At 72.0% G+C, this 21,035-nt stretch carries 17 protein-coding genes; 4 read left to right on the forward strand and 13 right to left on the reverse strand.

Annotated elements, in window-relative coordinates:
- Window positions 1–65: 65 nt before the first annotated feature.
- The 7 genes from H4W80_RS47585 to H4W80_RS47615 all read right to left on the reverse strand — a co-directional run bounded on the left by H4W80_RS47585 (window position 66) and on the right by H4W80_RS47615 (window position 10,117).
- Complete coding sequence (locus H4W80_RS47585; protein WP_192791082.1) at window positions 66–1,196, reverse strand: epoxide hydrolase family protein; 1,131 nt, start codon at window positions 1,194–1,196, stop codon at window positions 66–68.
- 79 nt (window positions 1,197–1,275) lie between these two features.
- A complete protein-coding gene (locus tag H4W80_RS47590) occupies window positions 1,276–1,968 on the reverse strand; it encodes an ABC transporter ATP-binding protein (RefSeq protein ID WP_192791083.1) in 693 nt (230 codons plus the stop codon).
- Window positions 1,961–2,878 carry an ABC transporter ATP-binding protein gene (locus H4W80_RS47595; RefSeq protein WP_192791084.1) on the reverse strand — a complete coding sequence of 306 codons (918 nt, stop codon included), beginning with the start codon at window positions 2,876–2,878 and terminating at the stop codon, window positions 1,961–1,963. Before H4W80_RS47595 ends, H4W80_RS47590 begins: the two co-directional genes overlap by 8 nt.
- The gene (locus H4W80_RS47600; protein ID WP_192791085.1) at window positions 2,875–5,439 is read right to left on the reverse strand and encodes an FtsX-like permease family protein; all 2,565 of its coding nucleotides are present in this window, start codon (window positions 5,437–5,439) and stop codon (window positions 2,875–2,877) included. The genes H4W80_RS47595 and H4W80_RS47600 overlap by 4 nt, the downstream gene beginning before the upstream one ends.
- Window positions 5,436–8,486 (reverse strand): FtsX-like permease family protein, encoded by a 3,051-nt coding sequence (locus H4W80_RS47605; protein ID WP_192791086.1) that lies wholly within the window; start codon window positions 8,484–8,486, stop codon window positions 5,436–5,438. The genes H4W80_RS47600 and H4W80_RS47605 overlap by 4 nt, the downstream gene beginning before the upstream one ends.
- A 196-nt stretch (window positions 8,487–8,682) precedes the next feature.
- Window positions 8,683–8,952 carry a 30S ribosomal protein S20 gene (gene rpsT / locus H4W80_RS47610; protein WP_192791087.1) on the reverse strand — a complete coding sequence of 90 codons (270 nt, stop codon included), beginning with the start codon at window positions 8,950–8,952 and terminating at the stop codon, window positions 8,683–8,685.
- Between the two features lie 172 nt (window positions 8,953–9,124).
- Window positions 9,125–10,117, reverse strand: coding sequence for a glycoside hydrolase family 18 protein (locus tag H4W80_RS47615; protein WP_192791088.1), 993 nt, complete (start codon window positions 10,115–10,117; stop codon window positions 9,125–9,127).
- A gap of 56 nt (window positions 10,118–10,173) precedes the next feature.
- Here H4W80_RS47615 and lepA point away from each other — a divergent pair, with 56 nt between their 5' ends.
- Complete coding sequence (gene lepA / locus H4W80_RS47620; protein ID WP_192791089.1) at window positions 10,174–12,000, forward strand: translation elongation factor 4; 1,827 nt, start codon at window positions 10,174–10,176, stop codon at window positions 11,998–12,000.
- Window positions 12,001–12,031: 31 nt separating this feature from the next.
- Window positions 12,032–12,523 carry a GNAT family N-acetyltransferase gene (locus H4W80_RS47625; RefSeq protein ID WP_225964059.1) on the forward strand — a complete coding sequence of 164 codons (492 nt, stop codon included), beginning with the start codon at window positions 12,032–12,034 and terminating at the stop codon, window positions 12,521–12,523.
- 5 nt (window positions 12,524–12,528) lie between these two features.
- Here H4W80_RS47625 and H4W80_RS47630 read toward each other — a convergent pair whose 3' ends face one another.
- On the reverse strand, window positions 12,529–14,106 hold the full coding sequence (locus H4W80_RS47630) for a DUF6297 family protein (protein WP_225964060.1): 1,578 nt from the start codon (window positions 14,104–14,106) through the stop codon (window positions 12,529–12,531).
- Between the two features lie 46 nt (window positions 14,107–14,152).
- On the reverse strand, window positions 14,153–14,776 hold the full coding sequence (ccmA, locus tag H4W80_RS47635) for a heme ABC exporter ATP-binding protein CcmA (protein ID WP_318787390.1): 624 nt from the start codon (window positions 14,774–14,776) through the stop codon (window positions 14,153–14,155).
- Between the two features lie 151 nt (window positions 14,777–14,927).
- Here ccmA and H4W80_RS47640 point away from each other — a divergent pair, with 151 nt between their 5' ends.
- Entirely contained in the window at window positions 14,928–15,170 is a 243-nt protein-coding gene (locus H4W80_RS47640) for a hypothetical protein (protein ID WP_192791091.1), read from the forward strand.
- Between the two features lie 53 nt (window positions 15,171–15,223).
- Here the strand turns inward: H4W80_RS47640 and H4W80_RS47645 are convergent, their stop codons facing one another.
- From H4W80_RS47645 to H4W80_RS47655, 3 genes are all read right to left on the reverse strand, one after another.
- Window positions 15,224–15,943 (reverse strand): response regulator, encoded by a 720-nt coding sequence (locus H4W80_RS47645; protein ID WP_192791092.1) that lies wholly within the window; start codon window positions 15,941–15,943, stop codon window positions 15,224–15,226.
- Window positions 15,940–16,896: a sensor histidine kinase gene (locus H4W80_RS47650; protein ID WP_192791093.1), complete on the reverse strand. Its 957-nt coding sequence runs from the start codon at window positions 16,894–16,896 to the stop codon at window positions 15,940–15,942. Before H4W80_RS47650 ends, H4W80_RS47645 begins: the two co-directional genes overlap by 4 nt.
- 1,103 nt (window positions 16,897–17,999) lie before the next feature.
- The gene (locus H4W80_RS47655) at window positions 18,000–18,488 is read right to left on the reverse strand and encodes a hypothetical protein (protein WP_192791094.1); all 489 of its coding nucleotides are present in this window, start codon (window positions 18,486–18,488) and stop codon (window positions 18,000–18,002) included.
- 136 nt (window positions 18,489–18,624) lie between these two features.
- Here H4W80_RS47655 and H4W80_RS47660 point away from each other — a divergent pair, with 136 nt between their 5' ends.
- Complete coding sequence (locus tag H4W80_RS47660; RefSeq protein WP_192791095.1) at window positions 18,625–19,260, forward strand: MOSC domain-containing protein; 636 nt, start codon at window positions 18,625–18,627, stop codon at window positions 19,258–19,260.
- Window positions 19,261–19,749: 489 nt separating this feature from the next.
- Here H4W80_RS47660 and H4W80_RS47665 read toward each other — a convergent pair whose 3' ends face one another.
- On the reverse strand, window positions 19,750–20,997 hold the full coding sequence (locus H4W80_RS47665; RefSeq protein WP_192791096.1) for a glycoside hydrolase family 18 protein: 1,248 nt from the start codon (window positions 20,995–20,997) through the stop codon (window positions 19,750–19,752).
- Between the last annotated feature and the right edge of the window lie 38 nt (window positions 20,998–21,035).

A 21,035-nucleotide genomic window follows, 5' to 3' on the forward strand; every position in this document is an offset into this window, starting at 1 on the left:
GTCCAGCGCGAAGTAGCGCAAGGCGGTGAACTGCGCCTTGATGCGGTTGAGCCACGAGGAGTTGGTCAGGGGGTTGGGCGTAGAGGGCGGAAGAACGTCGTCAGCTCCATGTGCATCAGCGCAGGCTCCTCCAGGGCCAGGAAATGGCCCCCGCGGCCGGGTTCACTCCAGTGGCGCAGGTCGGTGCAGGCGCGTTCGGCGATCGAGCGGGGGATGCCGGACATGCATGGTTCGTGGCTGAGGGTGATGGCTGTGGGCACCGTGATGGCTGGGCGGGGGGTGTTGTGGTCCCAGTCGTAGTACTGCCTGAATGACGTGCCGATCGAGCCGGTCGCCCAGTACAGGGTCAGGATCGTGAGCAGGGTGTCGCGGTCGAAGCGGGACTCCAGGTCGCCGTGGCAGTCGCTCCAATCCCGGTATTTGTCGACTATCCAGGCGGCGAGTCCGGCGGGTGAGTCGATCAGGGCGGCTGCGATGGTGTCGGGCCGGGTTCCCATGATGGCGCTGTAGCCGCCGTCGAGCTCGTCGTACGCCTCCTCGGCAGCCACGAACGCCTGCTCGTCCGCCGACATCGGAGGATCGTCGAACGACGCGGGGAACGGGGGATGGATCAGGTGGATGCCGATCACCTCCTCCGGGTAGAGAGCGGCCAGCCATTGGGTGGCCGCCCCGCCGATGTCGCCGCCGAAGGCGGCGTACCGGTCGTAGCCGAGGGTCTCGGTCATCAGCGTGTGAAGCATTCGCGCCATCGCGGCCCGGGTGAGCGGCTCCGGCGGCAGATCGGAGTAGAGGAAGCCCGGCATGGACGGGATGATGACGTCGAACGCGTCGGCGGGGTCGCCGCCGTGGCGGGCGGGATCGGCGAGGCGGGCCGCCAGGGGCAGCATCTCCAGGAAGCTGCTCGGCCATCCGTGGCAGAGGAGGATGGGCATGGGCGCGGGGCCGACTCCGGCGATCCGGACGAAATGCAGGCCCTGCTCGTGGTGGTGCGGCAGCGCGTTGAGCTCGGCCTCCCGGGCGCGGTAGTCGAAGTCCTCCGCCCAGTACGTCACCAGTTCCCGCAGGTACGTGGGGTCGGCGCCGGCCTGCCAGGCCTTGGCGCCGGTGCGGTCCGTGAACCTGGTCGCGCGTAGTCGAGCTCGCAGGTCGTCCAGCACGTCGCCGGGTACCTCGATGCGGAACGGCGGAAGAGTCACGCATGTCTCCGATCAGCTGAAATGTCCCACTGGCCTACCACCGGTCGGCGATCGGAGCAAACCGAGGGCTGAGGGTGGGTCAGGTGAGGGCCGGTTCGTGGATGATGCCGTCGCTGATCTCCAGGACCCGGTCGGCCAGCGTGATCAAGCTGGGGTCGTGGGTGGCGACCAGGGCCGTGACCCCCTCACTCCGTACGAGGGCCCGCAGCAGCTCCATGATCTGCCGCCCGGTCTGCGAGTCCAGTTGCCCCGTGGGCTCGTCGGCCACCAGCAGCCGGGGCCGGTTCGCCAGGGATCTGGCGATGGCCACCCGCTGCCGCTGCCCCCCGGACAGCTCGTACGGCCGCTGGTTGGCATGCTGCTCCAACCCCACCAGCGCCAGCAGGAGACGTACGCGGGCCTCGCGCTCCTCCGCCGGCGTCCGGAGCAGCCGCATCGGCACCCCCACGTTCTCGGCCGCGGACAGCACCGGGATCAGCCCGAACGACTGGAACACGAATCCCACCACGTCGCGGCGCAGGGCCAGCAGGTCGTCCTCGGACATGGCGGTGACCTCGTGCCCGGCGACGACCACCCGGCCGGCGTCCGGTTTGTCCAGGCCGCCGATCTGGTTGAGCAGGGTCGTCTTCCCGGACCCCGAGCGCCCGCGGACCGCGACGAGCTCTCCGGGGAACACCGAGAACGACACGTCCCGCAGCGCCACGACCTCCTTGGGCCCGGTCCGGTAGACCTTGCGCAGCCCTTCCACCACGACCAGGGGCGAGTCAGTCATCAGAGGGCTCCTCCCGGGCGGGCCACACGCCGATGTGGTCGGATTCGAGCTCGAGGCGCACCCGCCGCTCCATCTCGAGCGCGTTCATGAAGTCGCGCGGCAGCTGCAGCCGCCCGACCCGGTCCAGCACGGCGTACTCCTCGGCGACGATCTGCCCCTCGGCGCCCTCGCGCCGCAGCGTCTCGCTGCTGGTACGCCCGTCGCGGATGCCCACCGTACGGTCCACCTGCTCCGACACCAGCGGGTCGTGCGTCACGACGACCACGGTCACCCCCAGCTCCCTGTTGGCCTTGCGCAGCGCGTCGAACACCTGCTCCGAGGTCTCGCTGTCCAGCTCGCCGGTGGGTTCGTCGGCGAGGATGAGCTGCGGGGAGTTGGCGAGCGCGACGGCGATGGCGACCCGCTGCTGCTCGCCGCCCGACATTTCGGGAATCTTGCGGTCTGCGCAGTAGCCGACGCCCAGCAGCTCCAGCAGCTCCAGCGCGCGACCCCCGCGGCGACCTGCCAGCTTCATCGGCAGCTCGACGTTCTCCCTGGCGGACAGGTACGGCAGCAGGTTGCGCGCGGTCTGCTGCCAGATGAAGCCCACCACGGACCGCCGGTACCGCAGCCGGTCGCGGGCGTTCATCGACAGCAGGTCCATCCCCGCCACCCTGGCCACCCCGGCCGTCGGCACGTCCAGCCCGGACAGCACGTTGAGCAGGGTCGACTTGCCCGACCCCGAGGCGCCCACGATGGCCACCAGCTCGCCCTTGTCGATCACCAGGTCGAGCCCCTGCAGCGCGACGACCTCCACGCCCTCGGTCTTGTAGATGCGGACGAGGTTGTCGCACACGATGTGCGCGTCGCCGCCGAACGCGGCCTTCTCCCGCGTGGCCCTGGCTTCCAGCTCGGACAGGGTCGGATTCAAGACAGATCCCCCACTCGAAGGACGGCGCCGAGGTTACGGCGGCGGCTGATGGCGGTGTGCGCGTACGCGCCGAGCACGGCGACGGCGGTGAGCCCGCCCGCCAGCAGCACGGGCACGAACAGGTCGAGCGAGTAGTCGCCGACCGGCAGGCCGCCGGCGTACGACGACAGGTCCACGCCGGCCCCGAGCGCGAACGGCAGGCCGAGGCCCAGGCCGAGCCCGACCAGGGCGGTGACGACGATCATGGGCAGGATCTCCAGCACGGTCAGCCGCTGCGCCTGCCGGTCCGACAGCCCGAGCGTGCGCAGGAACGACAGCGCGCCGGCGCGCTCGGCCGCGCCGATCACCAGCGCCAGCACGACGGCGACGAGCGCGTACGAGCCGAGCGCCACCGTCACCACGACCAGCGTCCGGCGCACGGTGCTGGTGAGCGGGTCGTCCTGGATGGCGCTCAGCGCCCCCTCCTGCGACTCCACGGTCGCGGACGGGACCAGCCGCGCCAGCACCTCGGGGGAGACGTCGCCCTTGATCAGCAGGGTGTTCGGGGCGGGCCGGGTCAGCACGCCCAGCGGCACCACCATGAACTTCCCCGAGGTGAAGAAACTGGGCACCGACTCGACCACGCCCCGCGTGGCGAGCTTCACCCGCGACTGCCACCCGATCTCGAACGTCCCCCGTCCCCGCAGCTCAGGGGAGACCAGCGCGCCGTCGGACACCGGGGGCACGCTGATCGGGGCGCCGTCCAGGATCTGGCGCCACTGCGCCACGTCCACGGCGAGCGCCTCGGCCCGCTCCGCGCCGTACCCGACCTGCACCCGTCCGGTCTGCGCGATCACCACCTGCTCGACCCCGGGCGTCGCCCGTATCCGGTCGATCGAGGCGGCGGGGATCTCGATGTCCGACCTCACCTTGATCGGCGCGCCCACCTGCTGCCAGGACGCCAGCCGCTGCGTGTCCGCGATCCCGCCGGAGATCACCGCGGCGAACACCGACACGCCCAGCGCGGGCAGCAGGATCAGCACGGGCAGCACGCCGGCGGAGCGCGCCCTGGCCGCCCTGGTCAGCCCCAGGAACGGCACGGCCGCCCGGCCGCGCGCGGCCAGCCGTACGAACAGCCGCAAGGGGTACGGATAGCAGCGCAAGGTGATCAACGCCGCAGCCAGCGTCAGCCCGACGGGCACCAGCAGCAGGAACGGGTCCTGCGAGGCGCCACGGGCCCGCAGCAGGTACGCGCCGACCAGCGCGAGCACCACCACCAGCACCTCCAGCGTGACCCGCCGGGCGGAGGGCCGGCCGGCGGACACGTCGTCGCGGCGCTCGTGCAGCGGCGTGCGATGGACCAGGGCCAGCCGCGTCCCGGCGAACCCGACGGCCGCCACGACGACGACCAAGGGCCCCAGGTGCACGATGGGCAGCACGGGACCGGGCACGAGGAACGACAGCCCGTACCCGGCCAGCGCGGCGGGCAGCACCGCGACGCCGGTCAGCAGCGCCCCGGTCCCGGCCACCTGCCGCAGCGACCCGCCCCGCGCCCGCGCCAGGGACAGCGTGTGATCGAGACGGTTGCCCAGCAGCAGCACGACCAGCGCGATCACGCCGAGCGCCACCGCCAGCAGCCCGCCGAGCACCAGGTACATCACGGTCTGCGCGGTGCCCACGGCAGAGAGGAATTCGGCGAGCAGCTTGGACAGCCCGGTGTCCAGACGGTACGGGCTGCCCGTCGACTGGAGCGCGGCCACCCGCCCGAACTCGGCGACCGCAGCCTGGATGTCGGGCGCGGCCAGCGCGCTCGCGCCGCGGGCGTCGATCGGCAGGACCCAGTGGTAGGACAGGTTGCGCCCCTCGCCACTGAGCGCGGTCAGCCCCTCCTCGGGGATCAGCGTCGTGACGTGCTTCTCGAGCTCGTCGCTGCCCGGCGTCTGCGCCTTGATGACCTGGAGGAGGTCGACGTTGTGCGACCAGTAGCGGTCATGGGGGTCCTTGGCCTTGAAGGCGCCGACGATCTTCAGGGCGGCGTAGTCGTTCTCGCCGACCATCTTGGTCTGGCCCACCTCGAAGCCCAGCTCGGGCAGGGCGTCCGCGACGATCCCCACCTCGAAGACCGGGATCGTCGCGCCCTCGTACCGCATGGTCGAGGGCTTGCCGGGCGCCCGCCCCTGGACCCAGTCCACGCGCCGGTCCGCGTCGGAGAGCCAGCCCAGGTTCATGTGGGTGTGGCCGCGGGTCCCGGTCACGGGCGTCAAGGTGGTCTTGGCGCTCATGTGGCCCGCGCCGGTCGCCAGCGGGCGCAGCGCCGGCGGCAGGATCTGGCGCCAGCGGCGGTCGCGGGCGTCGAACTGGCCGCGTTCGTGCAGGTCCTCCTCGGACGAACGCGACTCCACGGACACCGTCAGGTCGGCCTGCACCGCGGGGGCGCTGACCAGCGAACGCCGCAGCGCCTCGTCGAACGACGCCTGCATCGCCCTGGGCAACCCCGCGACCAGCAGGCAGGCGCTCAGCGCCAGCACGAAGAGCACGGCCATCGTGCCCAGGTGCACGCGGGCGAGCAGGGCGATCCTCACCGTTCCTCCACGAGTTGCCCGTGTTGCCCGCGCAGGCGGCGGGCCAGCCCGGCCACGATGGCGAGCAGCACCGCGGCCACCAGCGCCAGCATCGCCGCGGTGGCCGCCCACGGGATGTCGAGCACCACGCCGGGGGTGACGGCCGAGGCCTGCCCGGTCAGCACGATGTGCGGCACCACCAGCACGCCGACGACCACGGCGAGCCCGGTGCCCGCGACGAGCGACAGCCCGATGACGAACGCCTGCTCGACCGCCAGCACCCCGAACATCTGCCTGGAGCTCACCCCGAGCGCCCGCAGGATCGCGAACTCGCCCATGCGCTCCCGGGCCGCGACGGTCGCGTTCACCAGGAACCCGAGCGTCGCGAAGACCAGCGCCGCCGCGAACCCGAGCATCAGCGCCCCCTGCAACCCGCTGGCCAGGGGGTCGTCCCGCAGCTCGGTCGCGAGCCTGCGCTGGTCGAGCGCGGTCACGTCCCACTCGGGCCGCGTCTGGAGCGCCTTCACCGCGGGCGCGGTGTCACCGGCCGCGAGCCACCATTCGGTGGCGGGCCTGGGCAGCTGCCCGGCGGCCAGCTCGTACGTCTGCAGCGTCCCCCAGTCGGCGAGCACCGCCTTCTGCCCCGCGGGGGTGGTCGGCATGCTGTCCACGACCCCCACCACCTTCACCTGGAGCACCCTGCGGTCGATGCTGGCCGCCCCGACCTGGCCGACGGCCAGCTTGAGCGAGGCGGCCAGGTCGGCGGTGAGCACCACCGGCAGCGGCCCCGGCTTCGGCAGCGGCGCGAGGCCGGCGGCCGCGGGCCGCGTCACCTTCATGGACACCGGCGGCGTCGCCACCTCGCGGCCGTCGGCGCTGAGGCCGGTCAGGGTCAGGTTCGCGGGGCTCTGGGGGGCGCCCGCGACGAGGCCGCGCAGCGACAGCGGATAGGTGATCTTCCCGGTACGCCCGGCCAGCGCCCGGAGGTCGACGTCGATCCGGTTCTCACCCTTGCGCAGCACGCCGAGCGACACGTCGCGCCACACGCCGAGCGCGTCGGAGAGCACCAGCCGCAGCGGCAGGTCGCCGTCCGCCTCCGCCCGCAGCGTGAGCGCCGACGGCTGCCCGGGAAGGTCCAGCTTGCCCGCCAGATCTCCCACCAGCGCCCGCGACAGCTCCCCGACCGGCTGCGCGGACAGGTCGGCACGCAGGTGGAACAGCTCGCCGAGCTTGCCCGCGTCCAGGCCGAGCAGCAGCGCGCTCTCGCCGCTCACCTCGGTCTGCCCGCGAAACCCCGGCGAGTACGCCGTGACACCGGGCAGCGCGGTGAACGCCGTCCCGCGCCCGAGCGCCCCCAGCTCCGGCCCGTCAGGGGGACCGGACAGCCGCAGGTCGGCCCCGGCCTGGTGGCGGGCCTGGTCGGCCTGCGAGGCCCGCCAGGTGGAGGCGGTGGCCATGGAGACGATGCCGATCGCGATGGCCATGGTCAGCAGCAGCGCCGGGCCCGCGTACTTGAGCGGCCGCCGGCTCACCTGCCAGGCCCCCAGCGCGGGGGCGAGCGCCGGCCGCCTGGACGTCACCCGCTCGGCCAGCTTCGAGACGCGCGGCACCAGCCGCAGCCCCAGCATGCCGCCCGTGAGCAGGGCCAGGGCCGGCCCGGAGATGATCAGCGGGTCGATGCCGAGCCCGCCGGCGGTCGTGGCGGTCACGGGCGCGCCGTAGCGCTGGAGCTGCCAGATCGCCAGCCCGGCCACGACCAGCAGCGCCAGGTCGGCGCCCGCCCGCTCGATCAGCCCGCGCCCGCCGCGCCCGCGCGCCGCCTGCTCCTCCACGTACGTGCGCCGCGCGCCCGCCAGCGCCGGCAGCACCAGCAGGGCGGCCGCGGCCAGGGCCACGCCGAACGACACGAGGAACGTCCCGAGATCGGCCGAGGGCGCCAGCCGTACCCCTGACGCCCTGATCCAGGGCAGCAGGTTGACCAGCGCGAGCAGCGGCGGGCCCAGGAACGGCGCGACCACCGCGCACGGCACCGCCACCAGCAGCGCCTCGCCGCCCGCCAGCGCGGCCAGCCGCACCGTGCCCGCGCCGCGCGAACGCAGCAGCGCCACCTCCATGCGGCGGTGGTCGGCGAGCAGGCGGGCGGTGAGCATCAGCGCGTACGCGGCCAGCAACAGCAGCTGCAGCACCGGGATCAGCATCGTCGAACGCGCGACCAGGGACGCGGTGTCGAGCTGGGTCAGGATCTCGGGCAGGCGGCTGGCGGCCACGCAACTGCCGCAGCCGTCCGCCTTCAGCCGCGCGCCCAGCTGGTCGATCGCTCCGGCCAGCGGGCGCAGCTGGGCGGGCGTGAGCGCGCGCAGGTCGGGTACGGCGGTCCAGGTCGCGTTCACGCTCGTGGCGAAGCGGGCGACGAACGTCTCGCGCGCCACCATCAGCGGCCCGTACGTGGTGAACTCGCCGCGCTCCACACCCCGGCTGAGCAGCTGCTCACCCGCCCACCGCTCGCCGAAGGGGTCGTTGAGCTGGAACACGCCCACGATGCGGACCGTGACCGGGCGCGGGTCGAGGCGGCCCTTCGTGGTGAACTCCTGCCCCGCCTTGAACCCGGTCGCCGAGGCCGCCGACAGCGAGATCGCGGCCTCCACCCGCTCCCCGCCGGCGTGCGGCCAGGAGCCGGAGACGAGCCTGGCGTGCCGGTCGAGCTCGTCGTAACTGCCGAACCTGAGCAGCTCGGGCCGCTCCTGGGCGTCCTGGCCGGGCATGACGTAGGAGTCGGAGCGGAAGCTGGTGGTGACGGCGGGCGGCCGGGTGTAGGCCCTGGCGAACTCGGCGCGTACCGACCGGTCGAACTTCGGGAACGTCTCGGCCGTCACGGGGGCGCTGACGGTGGCGGCGGTCTGGCGGTAGGAGGCCGTCTCCATCGTCCGGCGGACACCGGCGTCCGCGATGGAGGAGGCGTACATGGTCAGCGCGACCAGCGTGGTCGTGGCCAGGAGGATCGAGCCGAAGGCGGCCAGGAGGAGCAGCGGCTCGCTGAGCGCCCGTTTGACGACCAACGGCCCCCGCATGTGTCCCCCTTCGCCCCGTTTTAGTGCACCTTCTGGCAGGTCTGGGCGGCGGGGCAAGGCGATCTTTGGAACGGTGACGCACCCGATACGGGCATGTGATATCGAAACTGTGACAAAAGGGCGCGAAAACGAGAACGCCGCACCCCCGGAGGGAGTGCGGCGTTTCCTGTGCCAGGCGTTCTGCCCGGCGGCCGGCTTACTTGGCGGCCAGCGCCGCGGCCTGCTTGGCGATCGCGGACTTGCGGTTGGCGGCCTGGTTCTTGTGGATGACGCCCTTGCTGACGGCCTTGTCGAGCTGGCGGGCGGCGGCCCGCTGCAGCACGGCGGCCTGCTCGGTGTCGCCCTGCTCGGCGGCCTCGCGGAACTTGCGGACAGCCGTCTTCAGAGAGGACTTGACCGCCTTGTTGCGCAGGCGAGCCTTCTCGTTCTGCTTGTTGCGCTTGATCTGGGACTTGATGTTCGCCACGAAGAAGCCTCGGTGAAAGTCTGAGTGATGGATGGGGCGCGCGGGCTCGAGAGAGGGCGCGCCACACGCAGTTGAACAGGATACCAATAACTCAGGTCGGCTCTCAAATCAACGCGTAGTTGAGCATCGGCGTTTCGGATGCTCGGCGCTCGCTCGGCGCGGGAACCCTAGGTTAGCCGATCAGCCAGCGTGTGGCGTACTCGTGCCAGTCCTCCTCCGTGGCGGCGAAGTCCACGTAGAGGGCCAGGCCGAAGCGCTCGCGGCGGCCGTGCTCCGACAGCGCGAGCCGGGCGCCCTCGGCGGCCATGGCGACGCTCTCGGCGTTGTCCGCCCAGGCCACGCCGTGGTCGTGGTAGGCCGGGGCGCCGATGTAGAGGGCCTTGGCGGCGGGCACCAGGTCCAGGGCCAGCTCGGCCTGGCGGGCCACGTAGCCGCCGTAGAGGGACTGCAGGGGGGTGAAGGAGTCGTACGTCATGACGGCGACCTGGTCCACGCGGTCCGCGACCTGCTTGAAGTAGCCCTGCGACCAGTACTTGTCGTGCGACAGCAGGGCCCTGGCGGTCAGGCGCAGGCCCGGGTACGGCTCGATCTGCGGGGTGGAGGTGGACAGCAGGCTGGTATGCCGGCGGGTGCGCTCCAGCAGCTCCAGGAACTCGGTGTCGCCGTCGCCGATCGGCTCGAAGTTGTAGTGGATGCCGTCGTAGCCCTGTTTCATGATGGCGGCGACGCCGGACAGGATGTTCTCGCGGGCCTTGGGGTCGTCGAGGTCGAGGCCGTTCTTGACGGCCTGGCCGAGCCAGGCGGAGATGCGGACGGCGGGGAGGCGCTCGCGTAACCACTTCACGAAATTTCCGGCGTTGGGGTATTTGTCGGGACTTAAGGTGCCGTCCCAGTTGAAAGGGCCGGAGTGGACGTACACGTCCTTGATCCCCGTGGCGCGCAGCCGTACCGCCAGCTGCTCGACGTCGCGCTCCGTGCGGCGGCCGTCCACCCACGCGTGGCCCAGCCAGAGCGCGTCGTTGCCCGTGCTCTTCGCCCAGGCCGCCGGTGCACCGGTAAACTGGAGACGGAGCGCGGCGGCGAGGAGGCCGACCAGCGCGAGCACGATGGCCAAGGCAAGCGTGAGCAGGCGCAGGCCGTGGCGGATGACGGTTCGGGCATTCACCCGGGCATGTCACCATGAAAGACTGCTCGACCTCAACCCTGTCGAAACGGACTTCGGTGCGCACTCAGCCTGGCCAGACCGACCCCGCGTTGATCCGCAACTTCTGCATCATCGCGCACATCGACCATGGCAAGTCGACCCTTGCCGACCGGATGCTGCAGATCACCGGCGTGGTCGACGACCGCTCCATGCGTGCCCAATACCTCGACAGGATGGACATCGAGCGCGAACGGGGCATCACGATCAAGTCGCAGGCCGTGCGGCTGCCGTGGGACGGTCACGTGCTCAACATGATCGACACGCCCGGCCACGTCGACTTCACCTACGAGGTGTCCAGGTCGCTGCAGGCGTGCGAGGGCGCGATCCTGCTGGTCGACGCGGCCCAGGGCATCGAGGCGCAGACGCTGGCCAACCTCTACCTGGCCATGAACGCCGACCTGCACATCATCCCCGTCCTCAACAAGATCGACCTGCCGGCGGCGCAGCCGGAGAAGTTCGCCGAGGAGCTGGCGGGGCTGATCGGCTGCGACCCGTCCGACGTGCTCAGGGTGTCCGGCAAGACCGGCGAGGGCGTGCGCGAGCTGCTCGACCACGTGGTCCGGGAGATCCCCGCCCCCGTGGGCGACGCCGACGCGGCGGCCCGGGCGCTGATCTTCGACTCCGTCTACGACACCTACCGTGGCGTCGTCACGTACGTGCGAGTCGTGGACGGCCACCTGAGCAAGCGCGAGCGCATCCTCATGATGTCCACCGCCGCCACCCACGAGACGCTCGAGATCGGCGTCATCTCGCCCGAGCCCAAGGTCTCCGAGCGGGGGCTGGGCGTCGGTGAGGTGGGCTACCTGATCACCGGCGTCAAGGACGTGCGCCAGTCGCGCGTGGGTGACACGGTCACCTCGTCGGCCAAGCCGGCCAAGGAGATGCTGGCGGGCTACGAGCACCCCAAGCCGATGGTGTTCTCCGGGCTCTATCCGATCGACGGCGACGAATACCCCGAGCTGCGCGAGGCCCTCGACAAGCTGCAGCTCAACGACGCGGCGCTGGTCTACGAGCCGGAGACGTCGGCGGCGCTCGGGTTCGGGTTCCGGGTCGGGTTCCTGGGGCTGCTGCACATGGAGATCGTGCGGGAGCGGCTGGAGCGCGAGTTCGGCCTGTCGCTGATCTCCACGGCGCCCAACGTGGTCTACCGCGTGGTCATGGAGGACGGCAAGGAGCTCACGGTCACCAACCCGTCGGAGTTCCCCACGGGCGGGAAGATCGGGCAGGTCTTCGAGCCGGTCACCAAGTCGACGATCCTGGCGCCGTCCGAGTTCATCGGGGCGATCATGGAGATCTGCCAGGGGCGGCGCGGCCAGCTCCTCGGCATGGACTACCTGTCGGAGGACCGGGTCGAGATCCGCTACACGCTGCCGCTGGGCGAGATCATCTTCGACTTCTTCGACCAGCTCAAGTCGCGCACCCGCGGCTACGCCTCGCTCGACTACGAGCCCGCCGGCGAGCAGGAGGCCGAGCTGGTCAAGGTGGACATCCTGCTGCAGGGTGAGCCGGTCGACGCGTTCAGCGCCATCGTCCACAAGGACAAGGCCTACACCTACGGCGTCGACATGGCGAAGAAGCTGCGCGAACTGATCCCCAGGCAGCAGTTCGAGGTGCCGATCCAGGCCGCCATCGGGGCCCGGGTCATCGCCCGCGAGAACATCCGCGCCATCCGCAAGGACGTCCTGGCCAAGTGCTACGGCGGTGACATCTCCCGTAAGCGGAAGCTGCTGGAGAAGCAGAAGGAAGGCAAGAAGCGGATGAAGATGGTCGGGCGCGTGGAGGTGCCCCAGGAGGCCTTCGTCGCCGCGCTGTCCACCGAGTCGTCCGCCGACAAGAAGAAGTAGGGCTTTCGGGGTAGGCGACTACCCTGAAAGCATGGAAGTGGTGCAAACCGCGCGCATGGTCCTTTCTCGGGTCACGCTCGACGATCTGACCGCTGTCCATGAGCTTCACTCCGACCCCCGTACGAATGTGTACAACCCCGGGGGCCCCAGCGTCGACCTGGTGTCCAGCCGCGCCATGCTGGACCTGTGGCTCGCCGACTGGGCCGAGCGCGGCATCGGCTACTGGGCCGCGCGGGCGATCGGCGGATCGGAGGTGCTCGGGTTCGGGGGGCTGCGCCGCGCGATGGTCGGCGGGGACGAGGTGCTCAACCTTTACTACCGGTTCCGGCCGTCCGCCTGGGGTCACGGGTACGCGGGGGAGCTCGTGGAGGCGGCGCTGCGGGTCGGCAAGGGGCTCGGGACCGTCGTCGCGGTCATCCGGCCCGACAACCTGGCGTCGCTGAAGGTCGCGGAGCGGGCGGGCATGCGCAGGGATCGGACGATCCCGTACGGGGGCGTCGAGAGCTTCGTGTACGTGGCCTGAGCGCCCTACCCGCGGTTGCGGACCACGTACCCCACCAGCACCAGAGCGCCCGCGGCGGCCTGCGCGGCCAGGAAACCGCCCAGCGGGCCCGCCGGGGACAGCAGCGCGGCGACGGCGGGCAGGCACCCGAGCAGGGCCAGGTCCACCCCGGTGAGCGCCCAGCGCAGCGGCCCGGTCGGGATCGCGCCGCCCGGGGTGTCGATGATCGGCATGGAGTGGTCGACCGGACCCCTCCTGGCCATCCGCAGCGCGGCCGCGGCCAGCGCGGGGGCCGCCGGCGGCCCGAACAGCCACCACGCCCCCGGCAGCGCGCCGCTCGCGCTCAGGGCGGCCAGCCCCAGGGTCGCCCACGCGCCGCTCAGCAGCATGGGCAGCACCGCGCGGGCCGCGAGCGCCTGGCGACGGTCCACGCCGAGCAGCCTGGACAGCGCCGGATTGTCGCCGTCCCTGCGCGCCCCCGACACGCTCACCGCCGCCACGGCCAGCGAACCCGCCAGCACGGCCGCTCCGAGCGCCACCGGAGCACCGCCCGCCTGCGCCAGCACGGCCGGCAACGCGGACATCGCGAACATGGCCCCCAGCCGCCCCGGCCTGCGGCCCACCCGGCGCCAGTCGTGCCAGGCCAGCGCCAGGGGCGCGGGCAGCGACGGCCACCGCCGCGAGCTGAGCTTCCTGGCCCGCCAGTGGTTGTCCTCCGCGATCCAGGTGAGCGCGTCGGGGTCGAGGCCGAGGGCCGCGTTCGCGACGTGGCCCGCCCTCGTCGAGGCGGTGACGAGGGTACGGGTGGGGATCCGGTCGAGCGACGCCCACGCGTGGCGTACCAGCAGGGCGGAGGACGCCGCCGCGACGGCCGCGGCGACGGCCACCGCCGACAGCGGAGCGCTCGCGGCGACGGCGAGCACCGTGCGCAGCTGCCCGCTGACGGTCACGACGGCGATCACCAGCAGCGCGACCGTCGCGGCCGTCAGCCAGACCTGCCACGACTGGGACGCCTGACCGAGCACGGCCAGGGCCATCCCGCCCGCGCTCGCCGAGACGCCCACCACCAGCGCGCCGAGCAGGCGCCACACGAGCTGGTCGGGGGCGCCCAGCACGGCGACCAGCCCCAGCCCGAGCAGCAGCCCGGCCGCCACCGCCACCGCGAACAGCACCCTGGCGGTGCGTCCGAGCAGGTGCCGCCGGTTCAGCGGCGAGGGCAGCAGCCAGGAGGCGTCGGCGGCGGGCAGCATCACGGGTCCCGCCGCGCGGGCTGCGGCCAGGAAACCGGCCAGCGCCAGCGCGAGCAGGGCCGCTCCCGCGCTCACGCGAGCGGGGTCGGCGGCTCCGGCCAGCCCCTGGAGCACGGTGGTGAGCGGGTGGCCGAGCACGGCGGCCAGCATCGCCAGCCCGAACCCGGCGACGTACCGATCGAGCAGGCTTCCGCGGGCGGGGCCACGTGAGCGGAGATACGCCCGCACCACCCGCACACTGCCTCCGGCCCCGCTCGCGTCTCCACTCCCGGCCCCGCTCACGCCTCCGCCCCCGGCCCCGCTCATGCGGTCACCCCCGATCCCGCTCATGCGGTCACCCCCGATCCCGCTCATGCGGTCACCTCCGGCGGCGGGACCAGGTCGGGTACGCCGGCTCGGCTCATGCGTCCACCCCAGACGGTGAGACCTGGCGGGCGCGGCCGGCCAGGCCGTGATCGTGCGTGGCCATCACCACGGTGCCTCCCTCGCCCGCGTACTCCTCGAGCAGATCGGCCAGCCGGGCACGGAAACCGGCGTCCAGACCGCGTTCCGGCTCGTCGAGCAGCAGCAACGTGCTCGGCCTGAGCAGCGCGGAGGCCAGGGAGAGGCGTTGGCGCTGCCCGGTGGACAGGTTCAGCGGCGGCGCGTCCGCCCGCTCCACCAGCGCGAACACCTCCAGCGCCGCCTCCACCTCCATCCGGGCCTCGGCGTGCACGGCGCCCATCAGCTCCAGGTGTTCGCGGGCGGTGAGCCCCGGGTACCAGGTGGGCTCGTCGCCCAGCATCGCCACCCGGCGCCAGAAGGCGGCGTCGTCAGCCGGCGGCTCCCCGAACACCCGGACCTGGCCGGAGGTGGCGGGCTGGAGCCCGGCCAGGCAGCGCAGGAGGGTCGACTTGCCGCTCCCGTTCGGGCCGACGACCGCCACGATCTCGCCCGGTGACACGGTCAGCTCCATGTCCCGCAGCACGGGATTGCCGCCGAGTTCGACCGTGAGGTCGTGAACGCTGATGATCGAGTCGTACACGGAGTCGAGCCTAGCCAGCCGAGCGCGCGGATGATCGCGGCGATTTTCTGTCGGTGCCATCGCCTACCTTCTATTCCGAACACCAGTGCGACTGGAGGGTGACGTGATTGCTTCTGAGCGATTCGAGCGTGCCGCCGTGTTGGGGGTGGCTGTGGCTGAGGAGACTCGACGGCTGCTGAGGCTCCACCTGGTTCCGGGGGAGGAGGCAGCCGACGGCACCGCGCTCGTCGACGTGCCCTATCCCGACGCGGCCGTGGTGGCGGCGCTGCTCGACGTGGCGGCGGAGTGTTTCGGCGAACGGGGTGACTCGGTCGAGGAGAGCAGGCAGGCGGCGTTGGAGACGTTGTTACAACTGGCCGGATTCGACGGCGAGTCCCAGCTCAGGCGTTCCTGATCAGGTGTTTCTGATCGGCCGGCTCGCTGCTCAGGCGTTCCTGATCGGCCGGCTCACTGAGGGTGCGCCACCCCGTGCCGGAAGGCGTAGGAGACCGCCTGGGCGCGGTCCCGCAGCCCCGCCTTGGCGAAGAGGTTGTTGATGTGGGTCTTGACGGTGGCCTCCGAGATGTAGAGGCGGGCGGCGATCTCGGTGTTCGAGAGGCCGTCGGCGATGAGCGCCAGCACCTCGCCCTCGCGCGGGGTCAGCCCGTCGGGGAGCCGGTCGGGGAGCCCGTCACGGACGATTTCAGGAGGAGGAGGGGTGTTTCCGGTTGTGGCCGTGGTCTGCCTCATGGGCGCCGACATGGTGTCCAGGAGGCGCCGTTGGACGGTGGGGTCGAGTTGGGCGTCGCCGCGCTTCACCGTGGCGATGGCCTTGGAGATGTCGTCGGCGTCCGCGTCCTTGGTGAGGAAGCCGCGCGCGCCCGCTCTCAGCGCCGCGAAGACGGACTCGTCGTCGGAGTACGTGGTGAGCACCACGACCTGCGTGTCCGGAAACTCGGCGCGGATGCGGCCGCTGGCCTCCACGCCGTCCATGCGGGGCATGCGCAGGTCCATGAGCACCACGTCGGGCCGCCGTTCCTCGACCAGCCGCAGCGCCGCCTCGCCGTCGCCGGCCGAGCCGACCACCTCGATGTCCGGCAGCAGCCCGAGGAGCAGCACCAGGCCCTCGCGCACCACGGCCTGGTCGTCCACCACGATGACCCTGGTCATCCGGGCGCCCTCGGTCATGCCGGCACCTTCAGGTGCACCTGGAAGCCGCCGTCGCGTTCGCCTGCCGACAGCGTCCCGCCGAGCAGCTCGGCCCGTTCGCGCATGCCCACGAGCCCGTAGCCGCCCCCGGGCGAGCCCTTCTCGGCGGAGGCCGGGTTGGTGATGCGCAACTGGCACCAGAGCCGGTCAAACTCGAGCTCGACCGTGGCGGGGCTGCCGGGGGCGTGGCGGCGTACGTTCGTGAGGGCTTCCTGGGCGGTGCGCACCAGGGCGAGCTCCGTCTCCGGCGGCAGGCGGTGCTCGGGGCCGGAGACGCGCAGCGTACAGGCCTGGTGGGCGGTGCTCTCGAAGTCGTCCGCCAGCGTGCGCAGCGCCACGGGGAGCGCGGGCGGGTCCTCGCGCAGCGCCTGCACCGCGCGCCTGGCCTCGTCGAGCCCCGACTTGGCCAGGTCGCGGGCCTGGGTGACCCGGTCGAGCGCGTCGGCCGTGCGCTCGGCGCGCAGCAGCAGCTTGGCGCCCTCCAGGTGGACGAGCTGGGCCGAGAGGGAGTGGGCGAGGATGTCGTGGATCTCCCTGGCGATCCTGGCCCGTTCCGCGAGCACGGCCTCTCGCGCCTCGGCGGCCCTGGTGGCCTTGCGCTGCCTGGCCGCATATGAGAGCAGGAAGATCAGGCAGGTGCTGAGGACGAGGGGGAGGTCCCGAGCCGGGTTGCCGACGCTCGCACCGGCCACGACCAGCCCCCCGACGGCCAGCAGGCCGATGGGCAGCGCCTGGCGCAGGGTGAAGCGGGTCGCGGCCAGGCTGATGCAGATGAGCAGAGCCCCGATCGCGGCGCCGCCGTCGGTCAGGGTGCTGAGGACGATGGAGAGGATCACGGCCAGGGCGAGGGCGATCAGCGCGACAGGCACCCCGAAGACCTGTACGGCCCGCAACTCCCCCAACCTCGCCCCCGCCGGCTCACCACCCGGCATCCACCGGCTCCTCGACACCGCCGACCCCGGCTGCATCGGGCCACCGGGCGCCGACGACGCTAGGCCGCCGGGTGCCGCTGCCCCTGAGGGGGTCGGGGTGACGGGTTTCGGTGATCCCGGTGGTGTCGCCCCGCCGGTTGCTGTCGGCCCTGACGGCGTCGGGCTGCCTGGTGCCTGGGGCTCTGGCTGCGGTTGGTTGCCCGGCATCGAGGGCTCCGGCTGTCGTTGGTTGCTCGGTACCGGCGGTGCTGACTGCGGTGGGCCGCTTGGCGCCAGTGCTTCCAGTCGCGGTCGGTTGCCTGGCGCCGGTGCTTCCGGTTGCGGTCGGTTGCCTGGTTCCGGTGCTCGTGGGGCCGTCCGGCTGTCTGGCGCGGATGGCTGCGGTGAACTGCCCGGCACCGGCACCGGCACCGGCACCGACATCGGCACTGGCGCTTCTGGCTGCGGTGGGCTGGCCGGCGCCGCTGGCTGTGCCGGCGAGCTGCCCGGCACCCGCGCTGGCGCCGGCACTGGCGCTTCTGGCTGCGATGGGCTGGCCGCCGCCGACGGCTGCGCTGGTGAGCCTCCCGCCCGTCGAGTCTCCGCATGGCCCGCCGCATGGCCCGCCGGCCGGACCTCCCACTGGCCCGCCGGCCGGACCTCCCACTGGCCGTTCGGCCGGACCTCCCATCGGCCCTCGGGTTGCGCCTCCTGCCGGGCCACCCGTGAGACCTTTCGTGGGGCCTCCAGCGGGGCCTCCCGTCGGGCTTCTGTCTGGGCTGCCCACGGGGTTTCCCGTGGGGCCGCTCCCTGGGTCTCCAAAGGGACCTCCTGCCGGGCCTCCCGTGGGACGTTCCGCTGGTCCTTCCCTTGGGCATCCGTTGGGACCTTGGGTTGGGGCTCCCGTGGGACCTCTCGCTGGGTGGGGTGGGGCTGGGCACGGCGGTCGTGGAGGGACAGGAACAGGGTGGTGAGCAGGGCGAGGCCCAGTCCGGCGGTCAGGAGGGTGATCGCCAGTCCGGTGCCGGTCAGGCCCGGCGCGGGGGTCGCTCCCGCTTGGGCCGCGATCAGCAGCGCGATCACCCCGAGCTGCAGCGGGAGGGCGATTCCGTACGGCGCACGCATCACCCCACGACGGTATCCGGTCGCCTGTCCATGCTGGAAAGCGCACGCCCCCGACGGGCGACGACGTATGCCTGGGCGCCGATGGTGAGGCCGACGAACAGCAGGATCCCGCCGGTGGAGAGTTCGAGGCCGAGGGCGCCTCCGGCGAAGTACAGGCCGACGCGGATGGCGATCGAGGCGAGCCACACGAGCATGGTCCAGGCCGTGGCCCTCGACCAGGAGACGCCGGAGTCGTCCAGCCACACCCGTACGGTCGTCGCCCGCCACACGCCCAGGGCGACGGCGATGACGGCCTCCACCAGGACCAGGCAGAGGCTGAGCGCGAGGTGCCGGGGATCGACGGCCCCGCCTGACGCGATGCCGACGACGATCATGGCGGTGGCGGTGAAGAGGATGCCCCGCTTGGCTGTGGGACGGCGCTGCATCTGGCGGTAGACGACGAACACTACGGCGATGATGATCAGGGGAGAGATCAGTATGGGTTCCACGGGTTTGACCGTAGGGATCGGCGGGGCGTACCGGATCGGCCCGAGGGTTGAGTGCGCGGATCTCCACCCTGGGGTGGAGACCGAGGTGAGAGGTGACCGGGTCGCTGGGGAGCGGGCTCTCGGTTACCGTCCAGGCATGGGCGTTATCTCCGTGAATGTGGGCAAGTCGGTCGAAGCTGAGTGGGCGGGGAAGCTGGGGCGTACGGCGATCGACAAGCGGGCGGTCACGCACCGGGTGGCCGTACTGGCCAACGGGCTCGCGGGGGACGAGCGGGCCGACCAGAAGCACCACGGCTCGCCCGACCAAGCCGTCTACTCCTACGCCCGGGCGGACTACGACTGGTGGGAAGGGGAGCTCGGGCGGGAGCTGCGTAACGGGCAGTTCGGCGAGAACCTCACCACGTCCGGCCTCGACGTCACGGGGGCCGTGATCGGCGAGCGGTGGCGGGTGGGCAGCGCCTTGCTGGAGGTGAGCGGGCCCCGGATCCCGTGCGTGGTGTTCCGCAACTGGATGGACGAGCCCGGGTGGCTCAAGCGATTCACGGCGGCGGGGCGGCCCGGGGCCTACCTGCGGGTGGTCTCACTCGGGGAGCTTGGGGTGGGGGATGAGGTGGAGGTCGTCTCGCGGCCCGAGATCGGGGTGACGGTGGGGGACTGGTTCCGGGCTCGGCACGGGGACGAGGAGGCGCTGCGCCGCATCCTGGCCGTTCCCGGGCACGACGCCGAGTGGGACCGCATGGCCGAGCGCCTTTTCAGGGGCCAACGATCTTAGGCACGCCCCGGGCTGGTGGGTGTGGAGGGGCTGGGAGGCCAGGGGCAGCGGTGCACGTCCGCCCGGGCCGGTGGACGTGGAGGTGCTCGAAGGCCGGTCGGCAGCGGTGCGCGCCCGGCCCGGGCTGATGGGCGTGGAGGTATTGGAAGGCCGGGCGGTACCCAGCGACGCGCACAGGGCCGGGGCTGGTGGGGGTGGAGGGGCTGAGGGTAGTGCTGCGCGCCCGGTCATGGTTGGTGGCGGTGGAGAGGCTGGAAGGCCTGAGGGTGCGCGCCCGGTCATGGCTGGTGGGGGTGAGGGCTGGAAGTACGGGCGGCCGGGCGCGCCCGCCTCGGGCCGGTGGGCCTGGAGGTGCCGGAAGGCCTGAGGGCAGCGGTGCGCGCCCGGTCATGGCTGGTGGGGGTGGAGAGGTTGGAAGGCCGGGCGGTGCGTGCCCGGCCAGGGCGAGGGTGATGGGCCCGGAGCGGGATGGCTATCCGGGGATCAGGGTCAGCGGAGGACGGAGTACAGGGCCGAGGTCAGGGAGGCGCGGGAGTCGTCCTGGTCGATGGACCACATCATCGAGCCGCCGAGCCCCTTGAGGCGGATGTACGCCGCCTTCTGCAGGAGCACCGCCGGATCGTCGTACGACCAGAACTCGTTCCCGTCATACAGCCACAGCGCCCCGGTCCGCAGGTCCCGGTAGCGCTTGCCGGGCTTGGTGGCCAGGTCCTTGTAGTCCTCGGTCCCGGGCCCCCACTTGCCGGCGGCGGGGCCGGTGGCCGGCTTGTAGAGGCCGTCTCCGCCGCCGGTGACCCCCGTCCAGCCCTGGCCGTACGCGGGTACGCCGACCACGAGCTTGCGGCCGGGTGCCCCGCGGGACAGGTAGTCGCGTACGGTCTGGTCCACGCTGTACCGCACCGGGTTCGGATCCCGCCGATCGGTGAGGAGGTTGCCGTTGTGTCCGGTCTGCGCCTCCCAGGTCCCGTGCAGGTCATATCCCTGGACGGTGGCGAAGTCGAGCGCCCTGAACACCCGCCGCACCTCGAACCCGGCGTCGATCTTGGCGGTCGCGGCCGGGAGGAAGGCCGTGAGCTGCGCGCTCGAGGAGAAGGCGGTGAGCTGCGCCCGCAGTTCCTCCACGAACAGCGTGAAGTTCCGCCTGTCCTCCGGCCGCACGACGTTCCCCTCGGCGCCGGAGGAGCCCGGCCACTCCCAGTCCAGGTCGATCCCGTCGAACACCCCGGCTCCTGTGCCCGCGGGGAGGTCCGGCAGGTTGCCGCGCAGCCACAGGTCGATGCACGAGCGGGCCAGCGCGGCACGGGACTCGGCGGTGAGGACCGCGTCGGAGAAGTACTTGGACCCGGTCCAGCCGCCCAGCGAGATCATCACCTTGAGCCCCGGGTGCTTGGCCTTGAGCTTGCGGAGCTGGTTGAGGTTGCCGTTCAGGGCCTGGCCGGGCGCGTCGGCGACGCCGTCCACGCTCTGCTCCGCGGGCACGGGCCGCTGCCAGTCCGCCCACGGGTCGGCCGAATAGCAGGCGCCCTCGGCGTTCACGAACCCGAACGCGTAGTTCAGGTGCGTGAGCTTGGCCGCGGCGCCCGTGGCGTCCACGTCCTTGACGTGATAGTCGCGCCCGTAGACGCCCCACTGGATGAAGTACGCGACCCGTTTGAAGCCGGTGCGGGCCTCGGCGGGGACGGAGATCGCCGTACAACCGAGTAAGAGCGAGAGTGCGAGGAGGATCGTCTTCTTCACGGGGCGACTCCCGGGGAATGCACTTATAGGAAACTTTC

This window comes from Nonomuraea angiospora, assembly GCF_014873145.1.
Taxonomy (GTDB): Bacteria; Actinomycetota; Actinomycetes; order Streptosporangiales; family Streptosporangiaceae; genus Nonomuraea; species Nonomuraea angiospora.

What these genes read in the sequence shown, in the direction of transcription:
- H4W80_RS47645 (WP_192791092.1), bottom strand. Translation starts at nt 15,943, where the DNA reads ATGACCGAGGGCGCCCGGATGACCAGGGTCATCGTGGTGGACGACCAG.
- H4W80_RS47590 (WP_192791083.1), bottom strand. Translation starts at nt 1,968, where the DNA reads ATGACTGACTCGCCCCTGGTCGTGGTGGAAGGGCTGCGCAAGGTCTAC.
- H4W80_RS47625 (WP_225964059.1), top strand. Translation starts at nt 12,032, where the DNA reads ATGGAAGTGGTGCAAACCGCGCGCATGGTCCTTTCTCGGGTCACGCTC.
- H4W80_RS47630 (WP_225964060.1), bottom strand. Translation starts at nt 14,106, where the DNA reads ATGAGCGGGATCGGGGGTGACCGCATGAGCGGGATCGGGGGTGACCGC.
- H4W80_RS47605 (WP_192791086.1), bottom strand. Translation starts at nt 8,486, where the DNA reads ATGCGGGGGCCGTTGGTCGTCAAACGGGCGCTCAGCGAGCCGCTGCTC.
- H4W80_RS47660 (WP_192791095.1), top strand. Translation starts at nt 18,625, where the DNA reads ATGGGCGTTATCTCCGTGAATGTGGGCAAGTCGGTCGAAGCTGAGTGG.
- H4W80_RS47650 (WP_192791093.1), bottom strand. Translation starts at nt 16,896, where the DNA reads ATGCCGGGTGGTGAGCCGGCGGGGGCGAGGTTGGGGGAGTTGCGGGCC.